A 19313-nucleotide genomic window follows, 5' to 3' on the forward strand; every position below is an offset into this window, starting at 1 on the left:
TCTAAGGAGGACACTACCCAAGTGCTAGCACCGAAGGCAAGATGGAGCATAGGAAATGCGGATGAAATGCTCGTTGAAACTTTTGCGCGCGAGCTGCAAATAGACCCACTCGTTGCCAGAATGCTTGTTCTTCGAGATATACGCACGGTGCCAGATGCTGAACAATTCTTGCATGGCGGAGTCCACTATTATAATGACCCGTATCTGCTTGACGGGATGCTACCAGCAGTTGAACGCATCCGAAAGGCTCTTCAGAACGATGAATTCATACGTGTCTATGGTGATTACGATGCAGATGGTGTAAGCAGCACCTCGTTGATGGCTCATTTGTTAAAAGGCTTAGGCGCTCGTTTCGATACGTATATCCCGCATCGCATTCGAGAAGGCTATGGGCTGAATCGTTCTGCGATCGAATTAGCCAAAGAGCAAGGCGTCACGCTACTAATCACCGTTGACACAGGCATTAGTGCGGTTCAAGAAATAGCCTATTGCCAGGAAATAGGCCTAGATGTTATCGTAACGGATCATCATGAGCCTCCTGAAATACTGCCTCAAGCTTTAGCCGTCATTAATCCGAAGAAGCCAGGCTGCTCTTACCCTTATAAACATCTTGCAGGTGTAGGCGTTGCTTTTAAGCTGGCTCATGCTTTGCTGGATCGATTGCCTGAAGAACTTCTGGAATTTGCAGCGCTTGGTACGGTTGCTGATTTAATGCCTCTCACCGGGGAGAATCGCTTAATCGTGAAACAGGGACTGCTCCGTATGCAAGATTCTACTTACGCAGGATTTCGTTCACTTATTGGAGTTTCTGGTATTGAAAATAAAGAAGTTACCGCATCTCATATTGGTTTCTCGCTGGCGCCCAGAATTAATGCAAGCGGCCGATTGGAAGCCGCAGATATTGCCGTGAAGCTGCTCACAACATCGGATGACCAAGAAGCAGAGCAAATTGCCTTTGAACTGGATATGCTGAATAAGGAACGTCAACTTATCGTTGAGGACATGGTGAAAGAAGCTTTTGTTCTAGCTGAGCAGCAGCAAGCCAAAGGATTAGATAAAGTAATAGTTGTCGCTAAGGAACAGTGGAACGTCGGTGTTGTCGGTATTGTTGCATCGAAGATCGTTGAGAAGTTTTACCGTCCGACCTTAGTGCTAAGCATAGATCCACAGACGGGAATGGCCAAAGGTTCTGCTCGCTCGATTACCGGCTTCGATTTGCACAAAGCTTTGACAGCTTGTGAAGAGATGCTCGACCACTATGGTGGCCATCAAGCAGCTGCGGGTATGAGTTTGAACAGCAGCCTTCTGGAGGCATTCACTCAAAAGCTGAACGAACTAGCAGCTGCTGCACTCACAGAACAGGATTTCATTCCACTTCTGAAAGCAGATGCGGTGTGCAGCTTGTCAGATGTTCCGATTGCAAGTATTGAGCAGTTAGAGAAGCTCGCGCCGTTCGGTATGGGCAATCCTGCGCCGAGGTTCATGTTCACCGATTTATCGCTCGGCGATATCCGGACGATGGGCAAGGAGAAACAGCATCTCAAGCTAGCTCTCTCCCAAATGAAGGAAGAAGTAAGCTGTTCCGTGGAAGCTGTCGGATTCGGCAAAGGGAGCTTGGCTGGTCTGATCGCGCCTGCCGCTAAGGTAGATGTGTTAGGAGAGCTTTCCATCAACGAGTGGAACGGTGTGCGGAAGCCGCAAATCATGATGCAGGATCTTCGTATAACGCATATGCAGCTGTTTGATTGGCGTGGAGCAGGACAATTGAGCACTAAGTTAAGCGTACTTCAGAGCACGACTGCTGCGGGAAATAATAACCGTACAATAACGCCGGCAATCGTTCTGTTCGACGAAGCCGATGCAGCCTTATTCACATCAACTGCGTTTCAGTTAGGTGGAGCAGTGCCCTACTGGATTGTTCAAGATAATGAACAATTACGACCGGGTAATGAGTCAGCTGGACAATTGGAATTTGCCAACATGCAGGATATTATCCTGTACACGATCCCACGCAGTGTTGCTAGCCTGCAGAGTGTGCTTCAACAAGCCAGCGGAATGATGCGCTGTTATCCCGTATTTGCCGAGCTAGGGCCTGACAGCGGCAGTACCCTGCCATCTCGAGACATGTTTAAAATGTTATATGGCACTTTGCAAAAAGAGGGATCGCTGAATGTTCAAGATGTACGATTAATGACCTCATTTAGTAAACGATCGGGTCTTTCTCCTGCAATGATTCAATTTATTTTATCCGTTTTTGAGGAGCTTGGGTTTGTTGAAAGACAAGGCGGCTTCGTTAAACTGCATGCATCACCTGCAAAGAGAGATCTAACTGCTTCCCGCTTGTATCAACATAGATTGCATCGCCAGGAAGTTGAATCCATTGTTATGTACTCCTCAGCCAAAGAGCTAGAGGAATGGATTGCCTTTCAAATAAAAAAAGAAAATCACATTTTGGAGGAAATTATATGAATTTCAAAGAGCACATTCGCGTTATCCCGGACTTTCCACAACCAGGCATTCGTTTCAAGGACATCACAACGTTATTGCAAAATGGACCGGTATATAGAGAAGCTATCGATCAGATGAAAGCATTAATTAAAGAGAAACAAATCGATGTTATTGCGGGTCCTGAAGCTCGTGGCTTCGTAATTGGCGCTCCGCTCGCATATTCACTTGGAGTAGGCTTTATTCCAATTCGTAAAAGTGGTAAATTGCCTGGAGAGACGATTGAGGCTGACTATGCGCTTGAGTATGGCAAAGATAAATTAGCTATGCATAAAGATGCGATTAAACCCGGTCAAAAAGTATTGATTGCGGATGATTTACTTGCAACAGGTGGTACGATTCAAACATCGATCGACTTGATTAATCAGCTTGGTGGAGAAGTTGTAGGTGCTGCATTCTTGATTGAGTTATCCTACTTAGACGGTAGAAGTAAGTTTAATGGGATTGACGTGGTTTCCTTAGTTCAATATTAAAATGAAATCGTTCAAGTTAAGAATCGAATGTTCGTGTTCGATTCTTTTTTATACAATGAAAGCTAACATTTCAGGAATACGTTCAGTGAATTGCGAGAAAATGCTGTTTTTTGTCGAATGTATGGAGCGAACAGTTGACGTGGAGCCTGCCTTGCAGGCATAATGAATAAAAATCGATTAAAGGGAATGGGTAGATGCATGGGTATAGAGCAGCTGCTGGAGAAGGCCGCCACCTATCTGAAAGAGAATGATTTGCAGAGGATTAGGGAGGCCTATGAATTTGCGGATGAAGCCCATCATGGCCAAGTACGCAAATCGGGTGAGCCCTATATTCTGCATCCACTCGCTGTTGCAGATATATTGGTGAACATGCAGATGGATGTCACATCCGTTATTGCTGCGCTTCTGCATGATGTCGTTGAAGATACAACAGTTTCACTGGAAACTGTTCTAGATAAATTCGGGAAAACTTGCGCGATGCTAGTGGATGGCTTGACGAAGCTGGAACGGATCAAGTTCAAGTCCAAAGAGGAGCAGCAGAACGAGAACTACCGCAAAATGTTTGTTGCTATGGCGCAGGATATTCGCGTTATTCTCATTAAATTGGCGGACCGTTTGCACAATATGCGGACATTGAAGTACCAATCTGAAGAGAGCCAGCGCCGCATTGCGGAGGAAACGCTGGAGATTTTCTGTCCGATTGCGCATCGACTCGGTATTTCTACAATTAAGTGGGAAATGGAGGATATCGCCCTCCGTTATTTGAATCCGCAGCAGTATTATCGGATCGTTAACCTTATGCAGAAGAAGCGCACAGAGCGTGAGCAATATATTGAGGACGTTATTCACAGCATTAAAGAAAAGCTGGATGAAATGGGCATTCAGGGAGATATTTCGGGAAGACCTAAGCATCTATACAGTATTTATAAAAAAATGAGCTCCCGCGGTAAGCAGTTCAATGAGATTTACGATCTCATGGCACTTCGTGTTATTGTTGATGGCATCAAGGACTGCTACGCTTCTTTAGGTATCATTCATACCTTGTGGAAACCAATGCCTGGACGCTTCAAAGATTATATTGCGATGCCGAAGCCGAATATGTATCAGTCTTTACACACAACGGTGATTGGGCCTAAGGGAGAGCCGTTAGAAGTTCAGATTCGCACATGGGAGATGCATAGAACGTCAGAGTTTGGTATCGCTGCGCATTGGGCCTACAAAGAAGGCGGTTCTGTAGTACCTTCGGGCACTTTCGAGGACAAAATGAGCTGGTTCCGTGAAATTCTGGAACTTCAGCACGAGACCAATGACGCATCCGAATTTATGGAATCCATGAAGATGGATTTCTTCTCAGACCTAGTTTTCGTCTTTACGCCAAAAGGGGAAGTTATCGAGCTTCCTGCCGGTTCTGTACCTCTGGATTTTGCTTATCGTATTCACACAGAAGTTGGTAATCGGACAATTGGCGCCAAAGTAAATTCCCGGATCGTTCCCTTGGACCACAAGTTGAAAACAGGGGATATTATTGAAATTCTGACCTCTAAGCACTCGTACGGACCTAGTCAGGATTGGATTAAAATCGCGCAATCCTCTCACGCTCGAAGTAAGATCAAGCAGTGGTTTAAGAAAGAGAAGCGTGAAGAGAACGTTGAAAAAGGGAAAGACATGATTGAGCGCGAGCTCAAACGATTGGCGATCGATCCTCCGACATTGATGAGCGACGATAAAATGCTTGAAGCCGCGAAGAAGTTTAATTTTAGCGATATTGAAGATATGCTGTCAGCCGTAGGCTTTGGCGGTATTACAGCTGCACAAATATGTACGAAGTTAACCGAGAAGCTGCGTAAGGAAGCCGAAGAAGCACAGGTGCTGAAGCTTACTAGTGAGGTCAAGGAGGTCAAAGCTCCGACTTCATCCGAGCGCAAAAGCCGTCCAACTAACGGTGTCCGTGTCAAAGGCGTCGACAATCTGCTTGTCCGCTTCGCACGCTGCTGTAATCCAGTACCTGGCGATCTGATCATTGGGTACATCACGAGAGGACGCGGCGTGTCCGTGCATCGTTCTGATTGCACGAACATCCCTTCAACTATGGGGGAAGAGGAGCGGGTCATTGAGGTCGATTGGGCCGAAGCTGTAGAATCCAATTTCAATGTCGAGATCGAAATCACTGGTCATGACCGCCGTGGATTCTTAAACGAAGTACTCCAAGCTGTTTCAGAAAGCAAAACGATGATTTCCGCTGTATCCGGGCGATCCGATAAGAACAAGATGGCTACGATTCATATGACCATTTTAATCAAAAATATAGACCATCTGCAGTCCGTTGTTGAGAAAATTAAACGTGTCAAGGATGTCTATTCCGTTCAGCGTATTATGCAAAGTTAGGCTATGTAATAAGTTAAGGAGATTCAAAGGCAATGAGAGTAGTTGTTCAACGTTGTAAACGTGCCGAAGTAACTGTAAATGATACAACCATTGGTCGTATTGAACAGGGTTTGCTGCTGCTAGTCGGGATTACCCATGACGATACCGAGCAGGATGCGAAGTATTTGGCGGATAAAGTGGCTGGGCTGCGTATTTTTGAAGATGAATCCGGCAAAATGAATCTTTCCGTACTAGATACGGGAGGACAAATTTTATCCGTTTCACAGTTTACTTTGTATGGCGATTGCCGTAAAGGGAAGAGGCCCAATTTCATGTCAGCGGCAAGACCAGAGCTTGCTGAGCCGCTATATGACAAGTTTAATGAGCTGCTAAGGTCTCTAGGTTTACATGTGGAAACGGGCGCTTTTGGGGAAATGATGGATGTATCTTTGACGAATTGGGGACCTGTAACGTTGGTTATCGACAGCAAATAGGTTGCTCTGAAGGATAATAAACTAGCCGACTGGTTATACTGAATGTGTATATACTAGCGGTTAGGAGCACCCAGATGCGTCGATCGATCAAACACAGAGCCATGACGGCACCAGAGCAGCAACTGCTCCATACCACTCTTGCTGAGCGGATGAGTCAAGCACCTGCGCTCGCGGATGTAGAAATTAGTGCAGAATTCACATCCGAACAAGAAAAGATGAAAAGCATTCCCAAAAAATCCTATCGGTAACCATAAAGCCACGCGTGCTGTTCGTTCAGCCATGCGCGGCTTTATTTGTTACTGGCGCAAAATTTCTATACATGTTCGAAATGTGGTAAACTAACATTTGGTGTTTTATGGCTAGAAATTAATCAACTGCTCCATGAAACTTATTGAAAACTTTACTCGGTAAGCAGTATGAAAAGCAGAAGACAAGGTGGGTGCTTTCGTCCTAATGGCAAATTCGAATCGTAACAACTCCACATCCAAAGGATGGCTTTGGTTGATGGGGACATTGATTGTACTTGCGGTGTTGGCAGCAGCTGCATCTCTCTACTATCAATATAAACACCTTTCACATGGTGCACATAGCTCAGTTAAGCAAGCTATTCAAGAAGTGAAATCAGTAAAGAAAGCTAAAGATGCGTACGATGTCATTGTTGTAGGTACGGACCCGGAGGGGGTTGCTGCTGCCGTTTCGGCTGCTCGCAATGGATTAAGTACACTGCTCGTTGATGGCCGGAATCGGACTATGTTGGGTGGTTTGATGACGCATGGTGGTCTTAATACGATTGATATGAACTACGCGCCCAAAGCGAATCCGCTCAGCAAACATGAGGTGTTTAACAAGGGCTTTTTCTCAGAGTGGTACAGTAAAATCGAGGGTGATTCCTTCGATGTTAACACAGCTGCAAATGCTTTCTACGACTTGGTTCGTGCAGAGAAAAATATAGATGTTTTATTACGCATGCAAAAAATAGAACCTATTCTTGAGTCATCAGGTTCAGGAAATGCAAAGTTACAAGGCGTTATACTTACTTTGTCAGATGGAACCAAACAAACGGTGAAGTCAGCCTCTGTCATCGATGCCACACAAGATGCTGATTTTGCAGCTGCGGCGGGTGTTCCTTTTACATTTGGAAGAGAAGATTTGGGTGATCCTCAGTCAAGAATGGCCGTTACACTAGTTTTTCGTCTTAAAAACATTACTCCCGAAGTATGGAGTCTGATGGCAAAGCGTCTAAATGGAGACGATGACGTGAATTCTGGCGTTAATGAAGTTAGTGTCTGGGGCTATAAAGAAATGAGTAATTATCCAGCTCTTAATAAAGAACGTGCCAAAATGCGCGGCTTGAACATGGGAAGAGAGAACGATAATACGGTACTTGTGAACTCATTGCAAATATTTGGGGTAGATACATTTAATCCGAAATCTGTTCAAGATGCTTTTGATATTGCCAATCAAGAATTACCGAATGTGGTTGCCTACATGCAGAAAACTTTTCCCGAGTTTGCCGGTGTAGAGCTAGCGGGGACTGCTTCTGAGTTATATGTGCGTGAAACGCGGCATATACAGGGCGAATACCGAATGAACATAGTTGACGTATGTACGAATGGGGACCAATGGGACCGTATTGGCTTCGGTTCTTATCCCGTAGATATCCAACGTGTGACACCAAGCGATTCCGGTAACGTCGTATGTTCTCCGACACAGTACGCCATACCTTTCCGCAGCATTGTACCACTGAAAGTAGATGGACTGCTTGTTGTTGGCAGAGCAGCTAGCTACGATACGCTTCCGCACGGGAGTGCTCGAGTAATGCCAACTGGGATGGCTGAAGGTGAAGCGGCAGGCGCTGCTGCTATGTTCGCTAAGCAAGAAAAAATGACATTCCGTCAATTATCCGGCTCCAAAGAAGTTATTGCTAAATTGCAGGATCATTTGATTAAACAAGGCATGGAGCTTCAGCCTATTGCGCTCAAGCCTCAACCTTTTATGGAGCATAAATCCTATGAAGGTTTGAAATCCGCTCTGATGCTGGGCTTAGCTTCAGGCGCTTATGACAATAACTTTCACTTGGATGACGCGGCCAATCCAAAGCGGATGGTTAATCTCGTCAGCGGTGCGAGGAAAATGAAACCTGATGCCTGGGTTGGGGATGTCAATCAGGCTATAGCGAATCTGCAAAACGCAGATAAAATACCACTTACCCTAGAGCAGGCCTGTTATACAATCACACAAGCGTTAGGACTGAAAGCTGCCTCCGCTGAAGCACAATCCAAGTTAATGGAGAATAAGCTCCTCACAGAAACGACCGTTAAACTTATTACCGACAAGCAAAAGCTAACGAATGCCGACACGTATATGCTTATAAAAGATTTAAAAGTTGGTGTTACAGGTAAGCCATAGAACAACAATTAAGAGCCTTAATGCCGCTTGAAGATGTGGCATTAAGGCTCTTAACGTTTCGAAGCTAAGGAAGTTTTTGTGATTACGCTTACATGCTTAACGGGTTCAGTCTGCGTCAGCATCCTCTTCAGCTTGCGCTGAATCTTCCGAATCGTCTTCGGCTGATTCATCACTTTCCGCTTCGGCATCCTCCTCGGACACATCCTCAGCTTCTACTTCTTCCTCATCAGAGGCTTCATCTTCCGCTTCCTCAGCTTCGTCCGACTCTTCAATGGCCTCTTCTTCGGCTGTTTCTTCAGCTACTTCGTCTTCAACTTCGGCTTCGATTTCGGAATCTTCAGAGAAAAGCACCACTAGATCTTGCCGTTCCTCTTGAAACTCGTTTTGTATTGTCATTGTTACAGCCTCCTGATGATAAATTCAAGGCCATCTGCCTTGTTGTACATGTATATGTGAAAATGGTCTGAATATACGGTGAAAATAAATGAAAATGATTGAAAATACGGAGAAAATGCTGTAATGAAATTGTAACTTAATTTTCATGTCCCTTTAATCAAGTGCGGATATAATAATAGTCGACCCCCTTTAAAATATATATTTATTTGAGGCCTGCAGCCCTTGTGCTGCAGGCTATTTTCTTTACACAAAAAAACCGTCTCAGCTTGAGCTGGACGGCTTAGCACTATTTTTACATCAAAGCATCTAAAGAATATTCACCGGCTCCGATAAGTGCAACACCAACGGCGATAGCGATTAATGTTAAATTGTATTCAATACCATTGGAAGTTATCCAATAACCGTTTTTGGCATGAACTTTAATAATAGCCCCAAGCATAATTAGAACGATAAGGGCAGCACCTAATGATGTCCAAAGACCTGCAGCGAAGAGCAGCCCACCTGCAATTTCCGCCAAACCTGCAAGAACAGCCATGAGCACACCTGGCTTGATTCCAATAGAATCGAAGAAACCTCCCGTACCTTTAGGACCATAGCCACCGAACCATCCAAATACTTTTTGTGAACCGTGCGCCGCGAATGATAAACCGATCACTAAACGAATAATAAGAAGACCTAACGCCATTACTAACAACTCCTCTTTTAATATATTTTGTTTAATAACTTACTTTATGTTAGTATATTATTACGAAGCACTTACTTTTGTCAAGCGACTATGCTAAAATTGTTTATAAGGAGATGATTTAAATGGAAGACTATCAACTGTGTCCCAAATTCGAGAATGCTTTTGAACTTCTAGGAAAGCGTTGGACAGGATTAATTGTACATGTCTTGCTTTCTGGACCGAAGCGCTTTAAAGATATATCAGTTCTCATCCCAAGTATGAGTGATCGCATGCTTTCGGAGAGATTCAAGGAGCTCGAGGCTGCGGAGATCATCATCCGTCATGTATACCCAGAAACGCCGGTTCGGATTGAGTATGAATTAACCCCCAAAGGAAAAGGGCTAAAACCCGTTATGGACGAGTTGCAAAAATGGGCGGACTTACATTAATTAATGTAGTGGAGGTATAGGAGGATTAGTACTTCTATCTCTTGACTTTGTATCTGCCAATGTTTACAATAAACAATAATGTAATTCGATACTTTTGTGATCCGTTGAAGGGACAAAGTAAGTCGCCCCCACATAAGCAGAGAAGGAAGTCTAGGCTGCAAGCTTCCTATGATGAGCGAACGAAAAGACCTCCCCGAGGACCAGTTGGGAAATGCATATTGGCTGATGTCAACTTGCCTAGTAGCAGCTGTGCGTGTAGCGGGCGTTATCCGTAAAGAGCAGAGTTCTGTCTCGTTGCCTCTGGCAAACGATTGCAGCGTTTCTGAATGTGGGTGGTACCACGGGTGAATTTGTTAATCAAATCTCTCGTCCCTGACGTTAGTCGGGGGTGAGAGATTTTTTTGTTGTTATTTGACAGGAATGATTGATAAGAGGAGGTCAAGCACATGAGCATCCAAAAGCCAAAAGGCACACAAGATCTTCTTCCCGGTGAGGTGGAGAAGTGGCAGTACCTAGAGAGCAAAGCGAGAGATTTGTGCCAAAGATTTAATTACAAAGAGATCCGTACGCCGATATTTGAGGAAACCGATTTGTTCATTAGAGGTGTCGGCGAAACGACAGATATCGTGGGCAAAGAAATGTACACCTTTCTCGATAAAGGGGACCGCAGCATGACGCTTCGTCCTGAAGGAACAGCCGGTGTTGTTAGGGCTTATGTCGAGAATAAGCTTTATGGGATTCCGGATTTAACGAAGCTTTATTACATTGGACCCATGTTCCGCTATGAGCAGCCGCAAGCTGGGAGATATCGCCAGTTCCATCAGTTCGGCATTGAAGCTTTCGGGTCCGTTGATCCAAGCATTGATGCGGAAGTGATTGCTCTTGGTTACACATTTTATAAAGAAATTGGTCTTAAGGAAGTAACCGTTGAAATTAACTCCGTCGGCACACCAGCTGTTAGAACGGTTTACCGTGAGAAACTGCAGGAGTTCTTCGCACCTGTGAAACATTTGCTTTGTAAAGATTGTCAGTCCCGATTTGATCGGAATCCGATGCGTATTCTTGATTGTAAAACAGATCAAAAGTATGGCGAAGGTGCTCCAGAAATTTTGGAGTATTTGGATGAAGAGTGCACGTCGCATTTCGCGTTGGTTCAAGAGCATCTAACAGCGATGGAAATCCCGTATCGGATTAATCCGCGCCTTGTTCGCGGTCTGGATTACTACACGCATACAGCTTTTGAGTACAAAGCAGCCGGGATCGGCGCGATTGATACGATTGGCGGAGGCGGACGATACAATGGTCTGGTTGAGCAGATTGGCGGCCGTGGCACCGATCAGCCGGGAGTTGGCTTGGGTCTCGGTCTTGAGCGTATTCTACTCGTATTGCATGCACAAGGTGTTGAAATTCCGAAGCCAGAGCCGTTGGATGTCTATTTGATCGGTCTTGGAGACACGGCGGAAAAGGAAGTAACGAAGCTGCTGCACCAGCTTAGAGTGCAAGGACTGAAAGCGGAGAAGGATTACCAGGGCCGTAAAATGAAGGCACAAATGAAATCAGCTGACCGCTTTCAAGCCACCTATGTGGCGATTCTTGGAGATGACGAATTGGTGCGCGGCGAAATTACGTTGAAAAAGATGGATACAGGCAGTCAATTGACTGTGAGTTTAGCCGATCTTGCTTCGAACGCTGCAAAGACGCTTTTCGAGTAGGTAGACTTTAACAAAGAGGAGAGACTTTGAGCTGGGCTCAAAGATCCCAACAAAGGAGAGACTTTGAGCTCCGCTCAAAGATCCCTATATTAGGAGGAAAACATATCATGATGCTAAAAACACATCATTGCGGTGAGCTTACGAAAGCTCAGGTTGGACAGACAGTTACACTAAACGGTTGGGTGCAAAGAAGACGCGACTTAGGCGGCGTTTTATTCATCGATCTACGTGATCGGAGCGGGCTTGTACAGACCGTATTTAATCCAGACTTCTCAGGGGATGCACTTGCCATTGCTGACCGCGCTCGTAATGAATACGTGCTTGCTGTTAAAGGGAAAGTTGTAGAACGTGATGCCGAAACGGTTAACAAAAATATCACAACGGGTGAAATTGAGATTCAGGTGACTGAAATCGAAATTATGAATGCAGCTAAAACACCTCCTTTCTTCATCGAAGATGGCGTAGATGTGGACGAAGCCGTTCGTTTGAAATATCGTTATCTAGACCTGCGTCGTCCGGAAATGCAAAGAACCTTAATGTTACGCTCCAAAGCGTCCAAAGTATTCCGTAATTTCTTAGATGATCAAGGATTTGTTGAAGTAGAAACACCGATTTTGACGAAAAGCACACCGGAAGGTGCTCGTGACTACTTGGTGCCAAGCCGCGTGCATCCGGGCGAATTTTTCGCGCTTCCGCAGTCCCCGCAAATCTTTAAACAATTGTTGATGGTTAGTGGCTTGGAGCGTTATTACCAAATCGCACGCTGTTTCCGCGATGAGGATCTTCGTGCAGACCGTCAACCTGAATTTACACAAGTCGACATAGAGACTTCCTTCATTTCTCAGGATCAATTGCTTGAGATTTTGGAAGAACTCGTAGTCAAATTAATGCAAGAAACAGCTCAAGTTGAAATCCCGCGTCCATTCCAACGTATTACGTATGCGGATGCCATGGCGAAATATGGTTCGGATAAACCAGATCTGCGTTTTGGTTTAGAACTCGAAGATGTTTCAGATATCGTTGAAACTTCAGGTGTTCAAGTGTTTGCAAACGTCGTTAAAGGCGGCGGTCAAGTAAAAGCATTGAACGCGAAAGGTTGCGGCACATGGAGTCGTAAGGAGATCGATGACCTTTTACCATTCGCAGCACGTTACGGCGCCAAAGGCTTAGCATGGATTCAAGTGAAAGATGGCGAATTCAAAGGGCCGATTGTGAAATTCTTCAATGAAGCTGAAATCGCTGCGTTAACAGAACGTTTGGGCGCAGAAGAAGGAGATTTGCTTCTATTCTCCGCTGATAAGAAAAAGGTTGTTGCTGATGTATTAGGTAATCTTCGTCTGAAAATCGGTCGTGAGCTTGGTCTTATCGATGATTCGAAGTTCAAATATGCTTGGGTTGTGGACTTCCCACTTCTTGGGTACGACGAAGAAGCCAAACGTTATGTGGCTGAGCATCATCCGTTCACGCGTCCAAATGAAGATGATATTCATTTCTTTGATACAGATCCAGGTCAAATTCGTGCGCAAGCTTACGATCTTGTCTTGAACGGATACGAAGTAGGCGGCGGTTCGATGCGTATTTACCAACGTGAAGTGCAGGAGAAAATGTTCGGTGCGCTGGGCTTCTCCAAAGAAGAAGCTGTTGAGAAATTCGGCTTCCTACTCGAAGCCTTTGAATATGGAACACCTCCTCACGGCGGATTTGCTTTTGGTTTCGACCGTTTGGTGATGCTGATCACAGGTCGCACGAATCTTAGAGAAACGATTGCATTCCCGAAAACAGCAAGCGCAACAGACTTATTGACCGATGCACCGGGTACAGTAGACGACAAACAGCTTGAACAACTGTCGATTCGCTTAGCGCTCAAGCAGCCTGCTGCTAAGGCCTAAGAACATAGAAGAGGAAGTGTTTCTATGCTTCACCAATTTTCACGAACCGAACTAGCGATTGGCCCTGAGGGCCTTGAAATCATGAAGAATAGCACAGTTGCCGTACTAGGCATCGGCGGTGTAGGTTCAATCGCAGCTGAAGCACTAGCGCGTACAGGAGTTGGACGTCTTATTCTGATCGACAAAGATGTGGTCGACATCACGAATATTAATCGTCAGATTCATGCGCTTACGACAACAGTAGGTCAGCCTAAGGCCGACCTGATGCGTGATCGAATCAAATTAATTAATCCGGAATGCGATGTTATCGCGCTCCGGATGTTCTACACAGAGGAAACGTATGAAGAAGTATTCGCTTATCCAATCGATTACATGTTGGACGCGAGCGATACCATTTCCTACAAAATCCATCTCATTAAACAGTGTCTAGAGCGGAAGATTCCTATCGTATCCAGTATGGGCGCAGCCAACAAAATGGATCCGTCACAGTTCAAAGTAGCGGATATCTCCAAAACGAGCATGGATCCAATTGCACGTGTGGTGCGTCAAAAACTGCGCAAAGAAGGGATCAAAAAAGGCGTGAAGGTTGTATTTTCGACCGAAGAGCCGATGAAACCCCGCGAGGACGTAACGCAGCAAATCGTTCCTGCGAATGCACCTGAAATTCGCAAGGCGAAACAACCACCAGCGAGCAATGCCTTCGTCCCGCCTGTGGCTGGACTGATCATGGTGAGTGTGGCTGTGAAAGAACTATTGGAAATTGGTTTGAAGAAGAAATAGAAGAACGGATGCCCAAGAAAACGAGGGCATCCGTTTTTTTATTTTATAAGGCAAAGACTAGGTGGCTCGGACGAAGTAAAAGGAACTACGATGCGTTATTTATCGAAATATACGCCTTTTTGATCCTTAAGGGAACCAGGAGACGTTATTTTGCTATTTTGACTGAAATACGCGCTTCCATAGAGGAAATAACGCTTCTACGTTCCTTTTCACAAGGCGCCAGGAGGTATCGTAAGGATTGAAATGATGAATATTATATCGAAAAAGTATATATCAGTTATTTATATGTTGACTTGATATATATAATCTGGTAAATTGTTACTAAAGAAACACATCATGAAACAAGGAGGACTAACAGCATGACTAGTCAGGATGTTATTTTAGGTATTTTAATGAAACGCAGCCTTTCAGGATACGACATCAAAAATATGTTTGAGACTGTGTTTTCTTATTTTTACAACGCAAGTTTTGGCACGATTTATCCGACTCTTAGCAAGATGGAGAAGGAAGGTCTCATTACGAAAGAAAGTGTGATCCAAGAGGGGAGACCGAATAAGAATGTCTACTCCATAACAGAGGAAGGCCAAAAGCATTTCAAAGCCTATATGTACAGTCCTTTGCAAGCCAATGAATTCAAATCTGATGCGATGACTCGCTTGTTTTTTGGTGAATTTATTGAGGTCGAGGTCATGATTGAATATTTGGAATATGGCGTTTCGAGTACCGAAGATGATCTTGAGCGTTTGAGGAAAATGTATGAGAACGGTAAGTCAAATTCATTAATGTCTCAGACACAGGAAATTTGTATTCAGATTGGTATCGAAAATATGGAAAGCACTCTGCGAATCTTAATGGCCGGTATAGAACGGTTGAGTCATTTGAAAATGGAAAAGGGGTAAAACGAAAGTGGGTAATAAAAAAGCAGGCTTTATCATACTGGCTATGGCGCTAGGACTATTGATGTCTGCGCTGGATAATACAATTACGGCGGCTGCTATAAGTCATATAATAGGTGACATTAATGGTTTCGATAAGATCAGTTGGGTATTCACAGCGTATATGCTTGCCTCCACCAGCACGATGCTTGTTTTCGGAAAGCTGTCGGATATGTTTGGCAGAAAGCTCTTTTATTTGATTGGAATTTCGTTATTTTTGATCGGTTCGGCACTCTGTGGTACGGCCCAGGATATAACGCAGCTGATCATATATAGAGCGGTTCAGGGAATAGGTTCAGGTGCTATCTTCCCCATTAGTTTCACCATTATCTATACGATTTTTTCGGATCCCAAACAAGCGGCTAAGCTATCTGGAGTATTCGCAGGGATATTCGGCTTATCATCGGTAGCGGGTCCGCAAATCGGTACATTACTCGCAGAAACTTGGGGCTGGCGATGGTGTTTCTATGTTAATATACCACTTGGCTTAATCTCCTTCTTTGTTCTCCTTTTTGCTCTAAAGGAAACTCGTTCGGCTCATCGTCCGAAAATTGATTATGTAGGAACATGTTTCCTCATTATCTCTACGATTTCACTCATGTTAGCACTTGAATTCGGTGGTAAGGATTATCCTTGGGCCTCCTGGCAAATTATGAGTCTGCTGGCTGTTGCCATTGTTGTAGGCTTTCTGTTCATAATGGTTGAACGTAGAGCTCAAGAACCCATACTACCTTTGCCCTTATTTAAAAATCGTATGGTTCTAGGCATGATGTTAGCTTGCCTTTGCCAAGGGGCGATTATGTTCTCAGCAATTGCTTACTTGCCTGTTTTTTCAACAGCGGTACTAGGACAAGTGAATTCAAATGGTCTATTGACCCCCATGATGTTTTCTTTAATCGTTGGTGCTGTTTTGTTTGGTTTCCTGCAACGTTTCTTTAGCTTCCGAGCGGTTATCGCTATTAGTATGATTTCTGGAATAGTCGTTAGTTATTTGCTAAGTATAGTCAGTCATGATGCAAGCAAATGGTATATGGTGATCTTGATGGTCATATTGGGTGTAGGGGCAATTGGTCCGTTAATGAGTGTGGCTCAAAATGCAGTTGCTCTCAGCGTAGATCGCAAATATATTGGAGTCAGTTCTTCCATCATTGGCTTTTGGCGTAATATTGGAGGTGTTCTCGGGGCATCCATTATGGCGACTATCGTCAATAATAACTATAACAGGCTTATTCAAGCAGGCGCAGCCGAGCACAATATGCCTCTCAATCAGCTAGCAACCTTAGCAAATCCTAATCAATTGATCCGTACGGGGGCGGCACTGCCCAAGGAAACGATGAACTTCCTCCGGGATTCACTGGGAACAGCGATTAACCATGGTTTTATCTTAAGCATTATGTTCGGTATTGTCGGACTTGCGGCTGCATTCATAGCAGGGCAACTTCGCTTCACGGTACCTGTCCAGCGTCCGGAACCACAGAATGACAATGCAACTCCTCAGTCTATTTAAATGGCATCATGAAAGATCCTCCTGGTTTGTAACAGGGGGATCTTTTACGGACAAAACATGACATGATTTCGTATAAGGGTTATAATAGAGTTTATATCTTTCAAAGCAAAGTAAAGGATAAACTACTTATGGACTTGTTTACATATGCTTCTTCACAAGAACCAACAGGAAAGCTGTTAGCTGATCGTATGCGGCCAACAACACTCGATGAGTACATTGGACAGGAGCAAATCGTCGGAAAAGGTAAACTGCTAAGACGTGCGATTGAGGCCGATCAAGTGACCTCTATCTTGCTTTATGGTCCTCCGGGCACAGGCAAAACAACACTGGCTAACATCATAGCGAACCGAACACAAGGTGAGTTCATGAAGCTGAACGCCGTTGATGCTTCGGTCAAAGATGTGCGAGAGATTATCGAGCTGGCGAAGACCAATATAGCGATGTACGGTCGTAAGACGATCCTTTTCCTCGACGAGGTGCATCGCTTTAACACCTCGCGGCAGGATGCGCTGCTCCCTGCTGTAGAGCAGGGCATCCTCATCTTCATCGGTGCGACGACAGAGAACCCGTTTCACCATGTGAACGGGGCTCTGCTGTCGCGCTCGACGCTGTTTCAGCTCGAGCCCCTCACGGCGGAGCATGCGCTCATCGCCATGCGAAGAGCCATCGCCGACCCCGTGAAGGGGCTCGGCTTCATGCGCCTCCACGTCGACGAGGAGGCGCTGGAGCATATTGCGCGGATGGCGAGTGGAGACATCCGCCGTTCACTTAACGCGCTGGAGCTTGCAGCGCTGACGACTTCGCCTGAACCGGATGGAACGGTTCAGATTACGTTAGAGGTGGCGGAAGAATCGATCCGCCGCCCTATCGTGAAAGCGGACGAGTCGACGCAATACGACGTCTTGTCCGCATTTCACAAGAGCGTGCGCGGCTCCAGTGACGCCGCGCTGTTCTGGTTCCTATATGCCGTCGAGAAGCTCGGCATGGATCCCATGACGTTCCTGCGGCGTCTTATCGTCGCATGCAGTGAAGATATCGGCCTTGCTAATCCGCAGGCGATGGTGCAGTCCGTGACGGCCATGGACGCTTATCATAAGATAGGTTGGCCGGAATCCAAGTACATCATTTCCCAGGCAATTTTATTCGCTGTGGAGAGTCCAAAGTCAAATTCAATACCGATGGCCATCTCTCGTGCGGAACAATTGATGGAGCATGTTAAATCTGCGAATGTGCCGCTTCATTTGCGGGATACACATTATAAAGGTGCTGAACAGCTCGGTCATAAAGGATATATGTATCCGCATAACTACCCGGGTCACTTTGTGAAACAGCAGTATTTACCTGACGAAATTCGAAATGAGATTATTTTTGCAGCTAGTGAACAGGGAACCGAAGAAAAGATGAAGCTCAATCAACAAAAAAGAAGAGGGACACCTACAGGATTATAAAATCGGTAGGTTCCCTCTTTGTTCTTGCTCCATATCGATTGTGAAAACCTTCTCTGTAATAGGATCGTACCGAATCGAAACAATTAGCGGAAATTCGACACCATGATGCCTTACCCAGAAGCGAAACTGCTGCTGTACAACACCTGGCGCGATAGTTGAACGGCCTAAATATTTATAATCTAATAAAGTGTATAATCTTCCAGCCTCCTGAAAGGCAAGACGGCTCCATTTGGCATATTCAGGGTCTTTCACAGGTTTATGTTTTACAATAATTTGTTCTGTACTTGTCTCAGTACTTATCTCAGTACTTATCTCTGAACTTATCTCTGTACCTACTGTTCTCGCTTGCAAACTTCCTGACCAACCAACCCAAATAATGAGAAGTACGGCTAAGATTCTACCCATTCACTCACACCTTTCGCGATTATCCTGTGCTTAGAATGGGGCCTGCATACTTGAACGTTAAGCGGTAAATTTCTACAAGTTAGCGCATGATATGATTTGCTGGCGGCAGTGCTGTAAACAGAAATAGGAGCCCTCTGGGCTCCTATTTCTAAACCTTTTATAATTTAAAAACCTTACTCAAATAAACACCCGCGGCAGGACTAAACCGTTCCTGAAGCAACGCTCTGAGCCCACTTTTCGCTTCCGGAGTTGGAAGTGTATTCGCCTTAATCCCATGAAGCTCCATCCAATGCTCGGCAGTCATATAACACGTGCTGTTCCAGCCGTTCTTGGTGCCATTGGCATTCAGGCGTTCACTTATCCCAGCTATGACGATATCTGTTTTGCTTTGCAGTTCTATCAGTGCGCGGTCGAATTCATTTTTCGACTCCTTGGCTTTCATCCCGATTTTGGAGCGAAGCTCCTTAACATCGATGCCTTCATTCTCTTGAACAGCTTGAAAAAGCTCGACAGCTGATTTGGGAAGCTCTCCATCTGCATAACGCTCCTCTACAGAATAAGGCTCGTCTAGCAAATTTTTAATCAAAGGGAAGAGCTCAGCAGAAATCAATAGAGGCTTCTTTGCAAAAAACCGTCCATAAGCGGCAATACCGTCACCAGGGAGACGATCTCGCCATAACCAAGGATCTGTCTCTAGCCCGGTATGCCATTGTTCAGGCACAGTTATGGATTCAAGCGAAGGATGATTCGGTATGAACGAAGAGAGAGGGAGAATACCGACCTCTTTCACGATCTTCGTAACATCCTCATAAGCAGCAGCTTTCCAACCAACATCATTCACTTTGACCAAAACGATCATCCTTCCTGTTCCTATATCCGCCGA

General features: G+C 45.1%; 17 protein-coding genes. 13 read left to right on the top strand and 4 right to left on the bottom strand.

The annotated features are described in order from the left end of the window. The first annotated feature begins 21 nt into the window (after positions 1–21). The 6 genes from recJ (at position 22) to NYR53_RS09070 (ending at position 8245) form a co-directional block, all read left to right on the top strand. Complete coding sequence (recJ, locus tag NYR53_RS09045; protein ID WP_261304861.1) at positions 22–2469, top strand: single-stranded-DNA-specific exonuclease RecJ; 2448 nt, start codon at positions 22–24, stop codon at positions 2467–2469. Continuing rightward, the gene (locus NYR53_RS09050) at positions 2466–2978 is read left to right on the top strand and encodes an adenine phosphoribosyltransferase (RefSeq protein ID WP_261304862.1); all 513 of its coding nucleotides are present in this window, start codon (positions 2466–2468) and stop codon (positions 2976–2978) included. Before recJ ends, NYR53_RS09050 begins: the two co-directional genes overlap by 4 nt. A gap of 198 nt (positions 2979–3176) precedes the next feature. Next, a complete protein-coding gene (locus NYR53_RS09055; protein WP_261306310.1) occupies positions 3177–5363 on the top strand; it encodes a RelA/SpoT family protein in 2187 nt (728 codons plus the stop codon). Positions 5364–5395: 32 nt separating this feature from the next. After that, positions 5396–5836, top strand: a complete 441-nt coding sequence (dtd, locus tag NYR53_RS09060) for a D-aminoacyl-tRNA deacylase (RefSeq protein ID WP_261304863.1) — start codon at positions 5396–5398, stop codon at positions 5834–5836. 74 nt (positions 5837–5910) lie between these two features. Next, entirely contained in the window at positions 5911–6084 is a 174-nt protein-coding gene (locus NYR53_RS09065; protein WP_261304864.1) for a hypothetical protein, read from the top strand. A 205-nt stretch (positions 6085–6289) separates the two neighbouring features. After that, positions 6290–8245, top strand: a complete 1956-nt coding sequence (locus NYR53_RS09070) for an FAD-dependent oxidoreductase (protein ID WP_261304865.1) — start codon at positions 6290–6292, stop codon at positions 8243–8245. Positions 8246–8350: 105 nt separating this feature from the next. Here the strand turns inward: NYR53_RS09070 and NYR53_RS09075 are convergent, their stop codons facing one another. Beyond that, positions 8351–8641 carry a hypothetical protein gene (locus NYR53_RS09075; RefSeq protein ID WP_261304866.1) on the bottom strand — a complete coding sequence of 97 codons (291 nt, stop codon included), beginning with the start codon at positions 8639–8641 and terminating at the stop codon, positions 8351–8353. A 292-nt stretch (positions 8642–8933) separates the two neighbouring features. Beyond that, on the bottom strand, positions 8934–9326 hold the full coding sequence (locus NYR53_RS09080) for a DoxX family protein (protein WP_261304867.1): 393 nt from the start codon (positions 9324–9326) through the stop codon (positions 8934–8936). A gap of 122 nt (positions 9327–9448) precedes the next feature. On the opposite strand from NYR53_RS09080, the gene NYR53_RS09085 reads away from it, so the two are divergent. The 7 genes from NYR53_RS09085 to NYR53_RS09115 all read left to right on the top strand — a co-directional run bounded on the left by NYR53_RS09085 (position 9449) and on the right by NYR53_RS09115 (position 18025). Then, positions 9449–9754 (top strand): winged helix-turn-helix transcriptional regulator, encoded by a 306-nt coding sequence (locus NYR53_RS09085; RefSeq protein ID WP_029196913.1) that lies wholly within the window; start codon positions 9449–9451, stop codon positions 9752–9754. A 446-nt stretch (positions 9755–10200) separates the two neighbouring features. Then, positions 10201–11466 (top strand): histidine--tRNA ligase, encoded by a 1266-nt coding sequence (gene hisS, locus NYR53_RS09090; protein ID WP_261304868.1) that lies wholly within the window; start codon positions 10201–10203, stop codon positions 11464–11466. A gap of 107 nt (positions 11467–11573) precedes the next feature. Further along, positions 11574–13355 carry an aspartate--tRNA ligase gene (gene aspS / locus NYR53_RS09095; protein WP_261304869.1) on the top strand — a complete coding sequence of 594 codons (1782 nt, stop codon included), beginning with the start codon at positions 11574–11576 and terminating at the stop codon, positions 13353–13355. Between the two features lie 24 nt (positions 13356–13379). Continuing rightward, positions 13380–14135, top strand: a complete 756-nt coding sequence (locus NYR53_RS09100) for a tRNA threonylcarbamoyladenosine dehydratase (RefSeq protein WP_057306114.1) — start codon at positions 13380–13382, stop codon at positions 14133–14135. Positions 14136–14494: 359 nt separating this feature from the next. Next, entirely contained in the window at positions 14495–15034 is a 540-nt protein-coding gene (locus tag NYR53_RS09105) for a PadR family transcriptional regulator (protein WP_261304870.1), read from the top strand. A 7-nt stretch (positions 15035–15041) separates the two neighbouring features. Then, on the top strand, positions 15042–16577 hold the full coding sequence (locus tag NYR53_RS09110) for an MFS transporter (RefSeq protein ID WP_261304871.1): 1536 nt from the start codon (positions 15042–15044) through the stop codon (positions 16575–16577). Positions 16578–16705: 128 nt separating this feature from the next. Next, positions 16706–18025 carry a replication-associated recombination protein A gene (locus tag NYR53_RS09115; protein WP_261304872.1) on the top strand — a complete coding sequence of 440 codons (1320 nt, stop codon included), beginning with the start codon at positions 16706–16708 and terminating at the stop codon, positions 18023–18025. On the opposite strand, the gene NYR53_RS09120 is transcribed toward NYR53_RS09115, so the two are convergent. After that, positions 18020–18430, bottom strand: a complete 411-nt coding sequence (locus NYR53_RS09120; RefSeq protein WP_261304873.1) for a DUF3889 domain-containing protein — start codon at positions 18428–18430, stop codon at positions 18020–18022. The two genes, NYR53_RS09115 and NYR53_RS09120, sit on opposite strands and share 6 nt — an antisense overlap. Before the next feature lie 157 nt (positions 18431–18587). Then, positions 18588–19289 (bottom strand): AlkZ-related protein, encoded by a 702-nt coding sequence (locus NYR53_RS09125; protein ID WP_261304874.1) that lies wholly within the window; start codon positions 19287–19289, stop codon positions 18588–18590. Positions 19290–19313: the final 24 nt, after the last annotated feature.

Origin of the sequence: Paenibacillus andongensis, from assembly GCF_025369935.1 — a bacterium.
Classification (GTDB): Bacteria; Bacillota; Bacilli; order Paenibacillales; family NBRC-103111; genus Paenibacillus_E; species Paenibacillus_E andongensis.

What these genes read in the sequence shown, in the direction of transcription:
- NYR53_RS09050 (WP_261304862.1), top strand. Translation starts at nt 2,466, where the DNA reads ATGAATTTCAAAGAGCACATTCGCGTTATCCCGGACTTTCCACAACCA.
- NYR53_RS09055 (WP_261306310.1), top strand. Translation starts at nt 3,177, where the DNA reads ATGGGTATAGAGCAGCTGCTGGAGAAGGCCGCCACCTATCTGAAAGAG.
- dtd (WP_261304863.1), top strand. Translation starts at nt 5,396, where the DNA reads ATGAGAGTAGTTGTTCAACGTTGTAAACGTGCCGAAGTAACTGTAAAT.
- NYR53_RS09065 (WP_261304864.1), top strand. Translation starts at nt 5,911, where the DNA reads ATGCGTCGATCGATCAAACACAGAGCCATGACGGCACCAGAGCAGCAA.
- NYR53_RS09070 (WP_261304865.1), top strand. Translation starts at nt 6,290, where the DNA reads ATGGCAAATTCGAATCGTAACAACTCCACATCCAAAGGATGGCTTTGG.
- NYR53_RS09075 (WP_261304866.1), bottom strand. Translation starts at nt 8,641, where the DNA reads ATGACAATACAAAACGAGTTTCAAGAGGAACGGCAAGATCTAGTGGTG.
- NYR53_RS09080 (WP_261304867.1), bottom strand. Translation starts at nt 9,326, where the DNA reads ATGGCGTTAGGTCTTCTTATTATTCGTTTAGTGATCGGTTTATCATTC.
- NYR53_RS09085 (WP_029196913.1), top strand. Translation starts at nt 9,449, where the DNA reads ATGGAAGACTATCAACTGTGTCCCAAATTCGAGAATGCTTTTGAACTT.
- hisS (WP_261304868.1), top strand. Translation starts at nt 10,201, where the DNA reads ATGAGCATCCAAAAGCCAAAAGGCACACAAGATCTTCTTCCCGGTGAG.
- aspS (WP_261304869.1), top strand. Translation starts at nt 11,574, where the DNA reads ATGATGCTAAAAACACATCATTGCGGTGAGCTTACGAAAGCTCAGGTT.
- NYR53_RS09100 (WP_057306114.1), top strand. Translation starts at nt 13,380, where the DNA reads ATGCTTCACCAATTTTCACGAACCGAACTAGCGATTGGCCCTGAGGGC.
- NYR53_RS09105 (WP_261304870.1), top strand. Translation starts at nt 14,495, where the DNA reads ATGACTAGTCAGGATGTTATTTTAGGTATTTTAATGAAACGCAGCCTT.
- NYR53_RS09115 (WP_261304872.1), top strand. Translation starts at nt 16,706, where the DNA reads ATGGACTTGTTTACATATGCTTCTTCACAAGAACCAACAGGAAAGCTG.
- NYR53_RS09120 (WP_261304873.1), bottom strand. Translation starts at nt 18,430, where the DNA reads ATGGGTAGAATCTTAGCCGTACTTCTCATTATTTGGGTTGGTTGGTCA.
- NYR53_RS09125 (WP_261304874.1), bottom strand. Translation starts at nt 19,289, where the DNA reads ATGATCGTTTTGGTCAAAGTGAATGATGTTGGTTGGAAAGCTGCTGCT.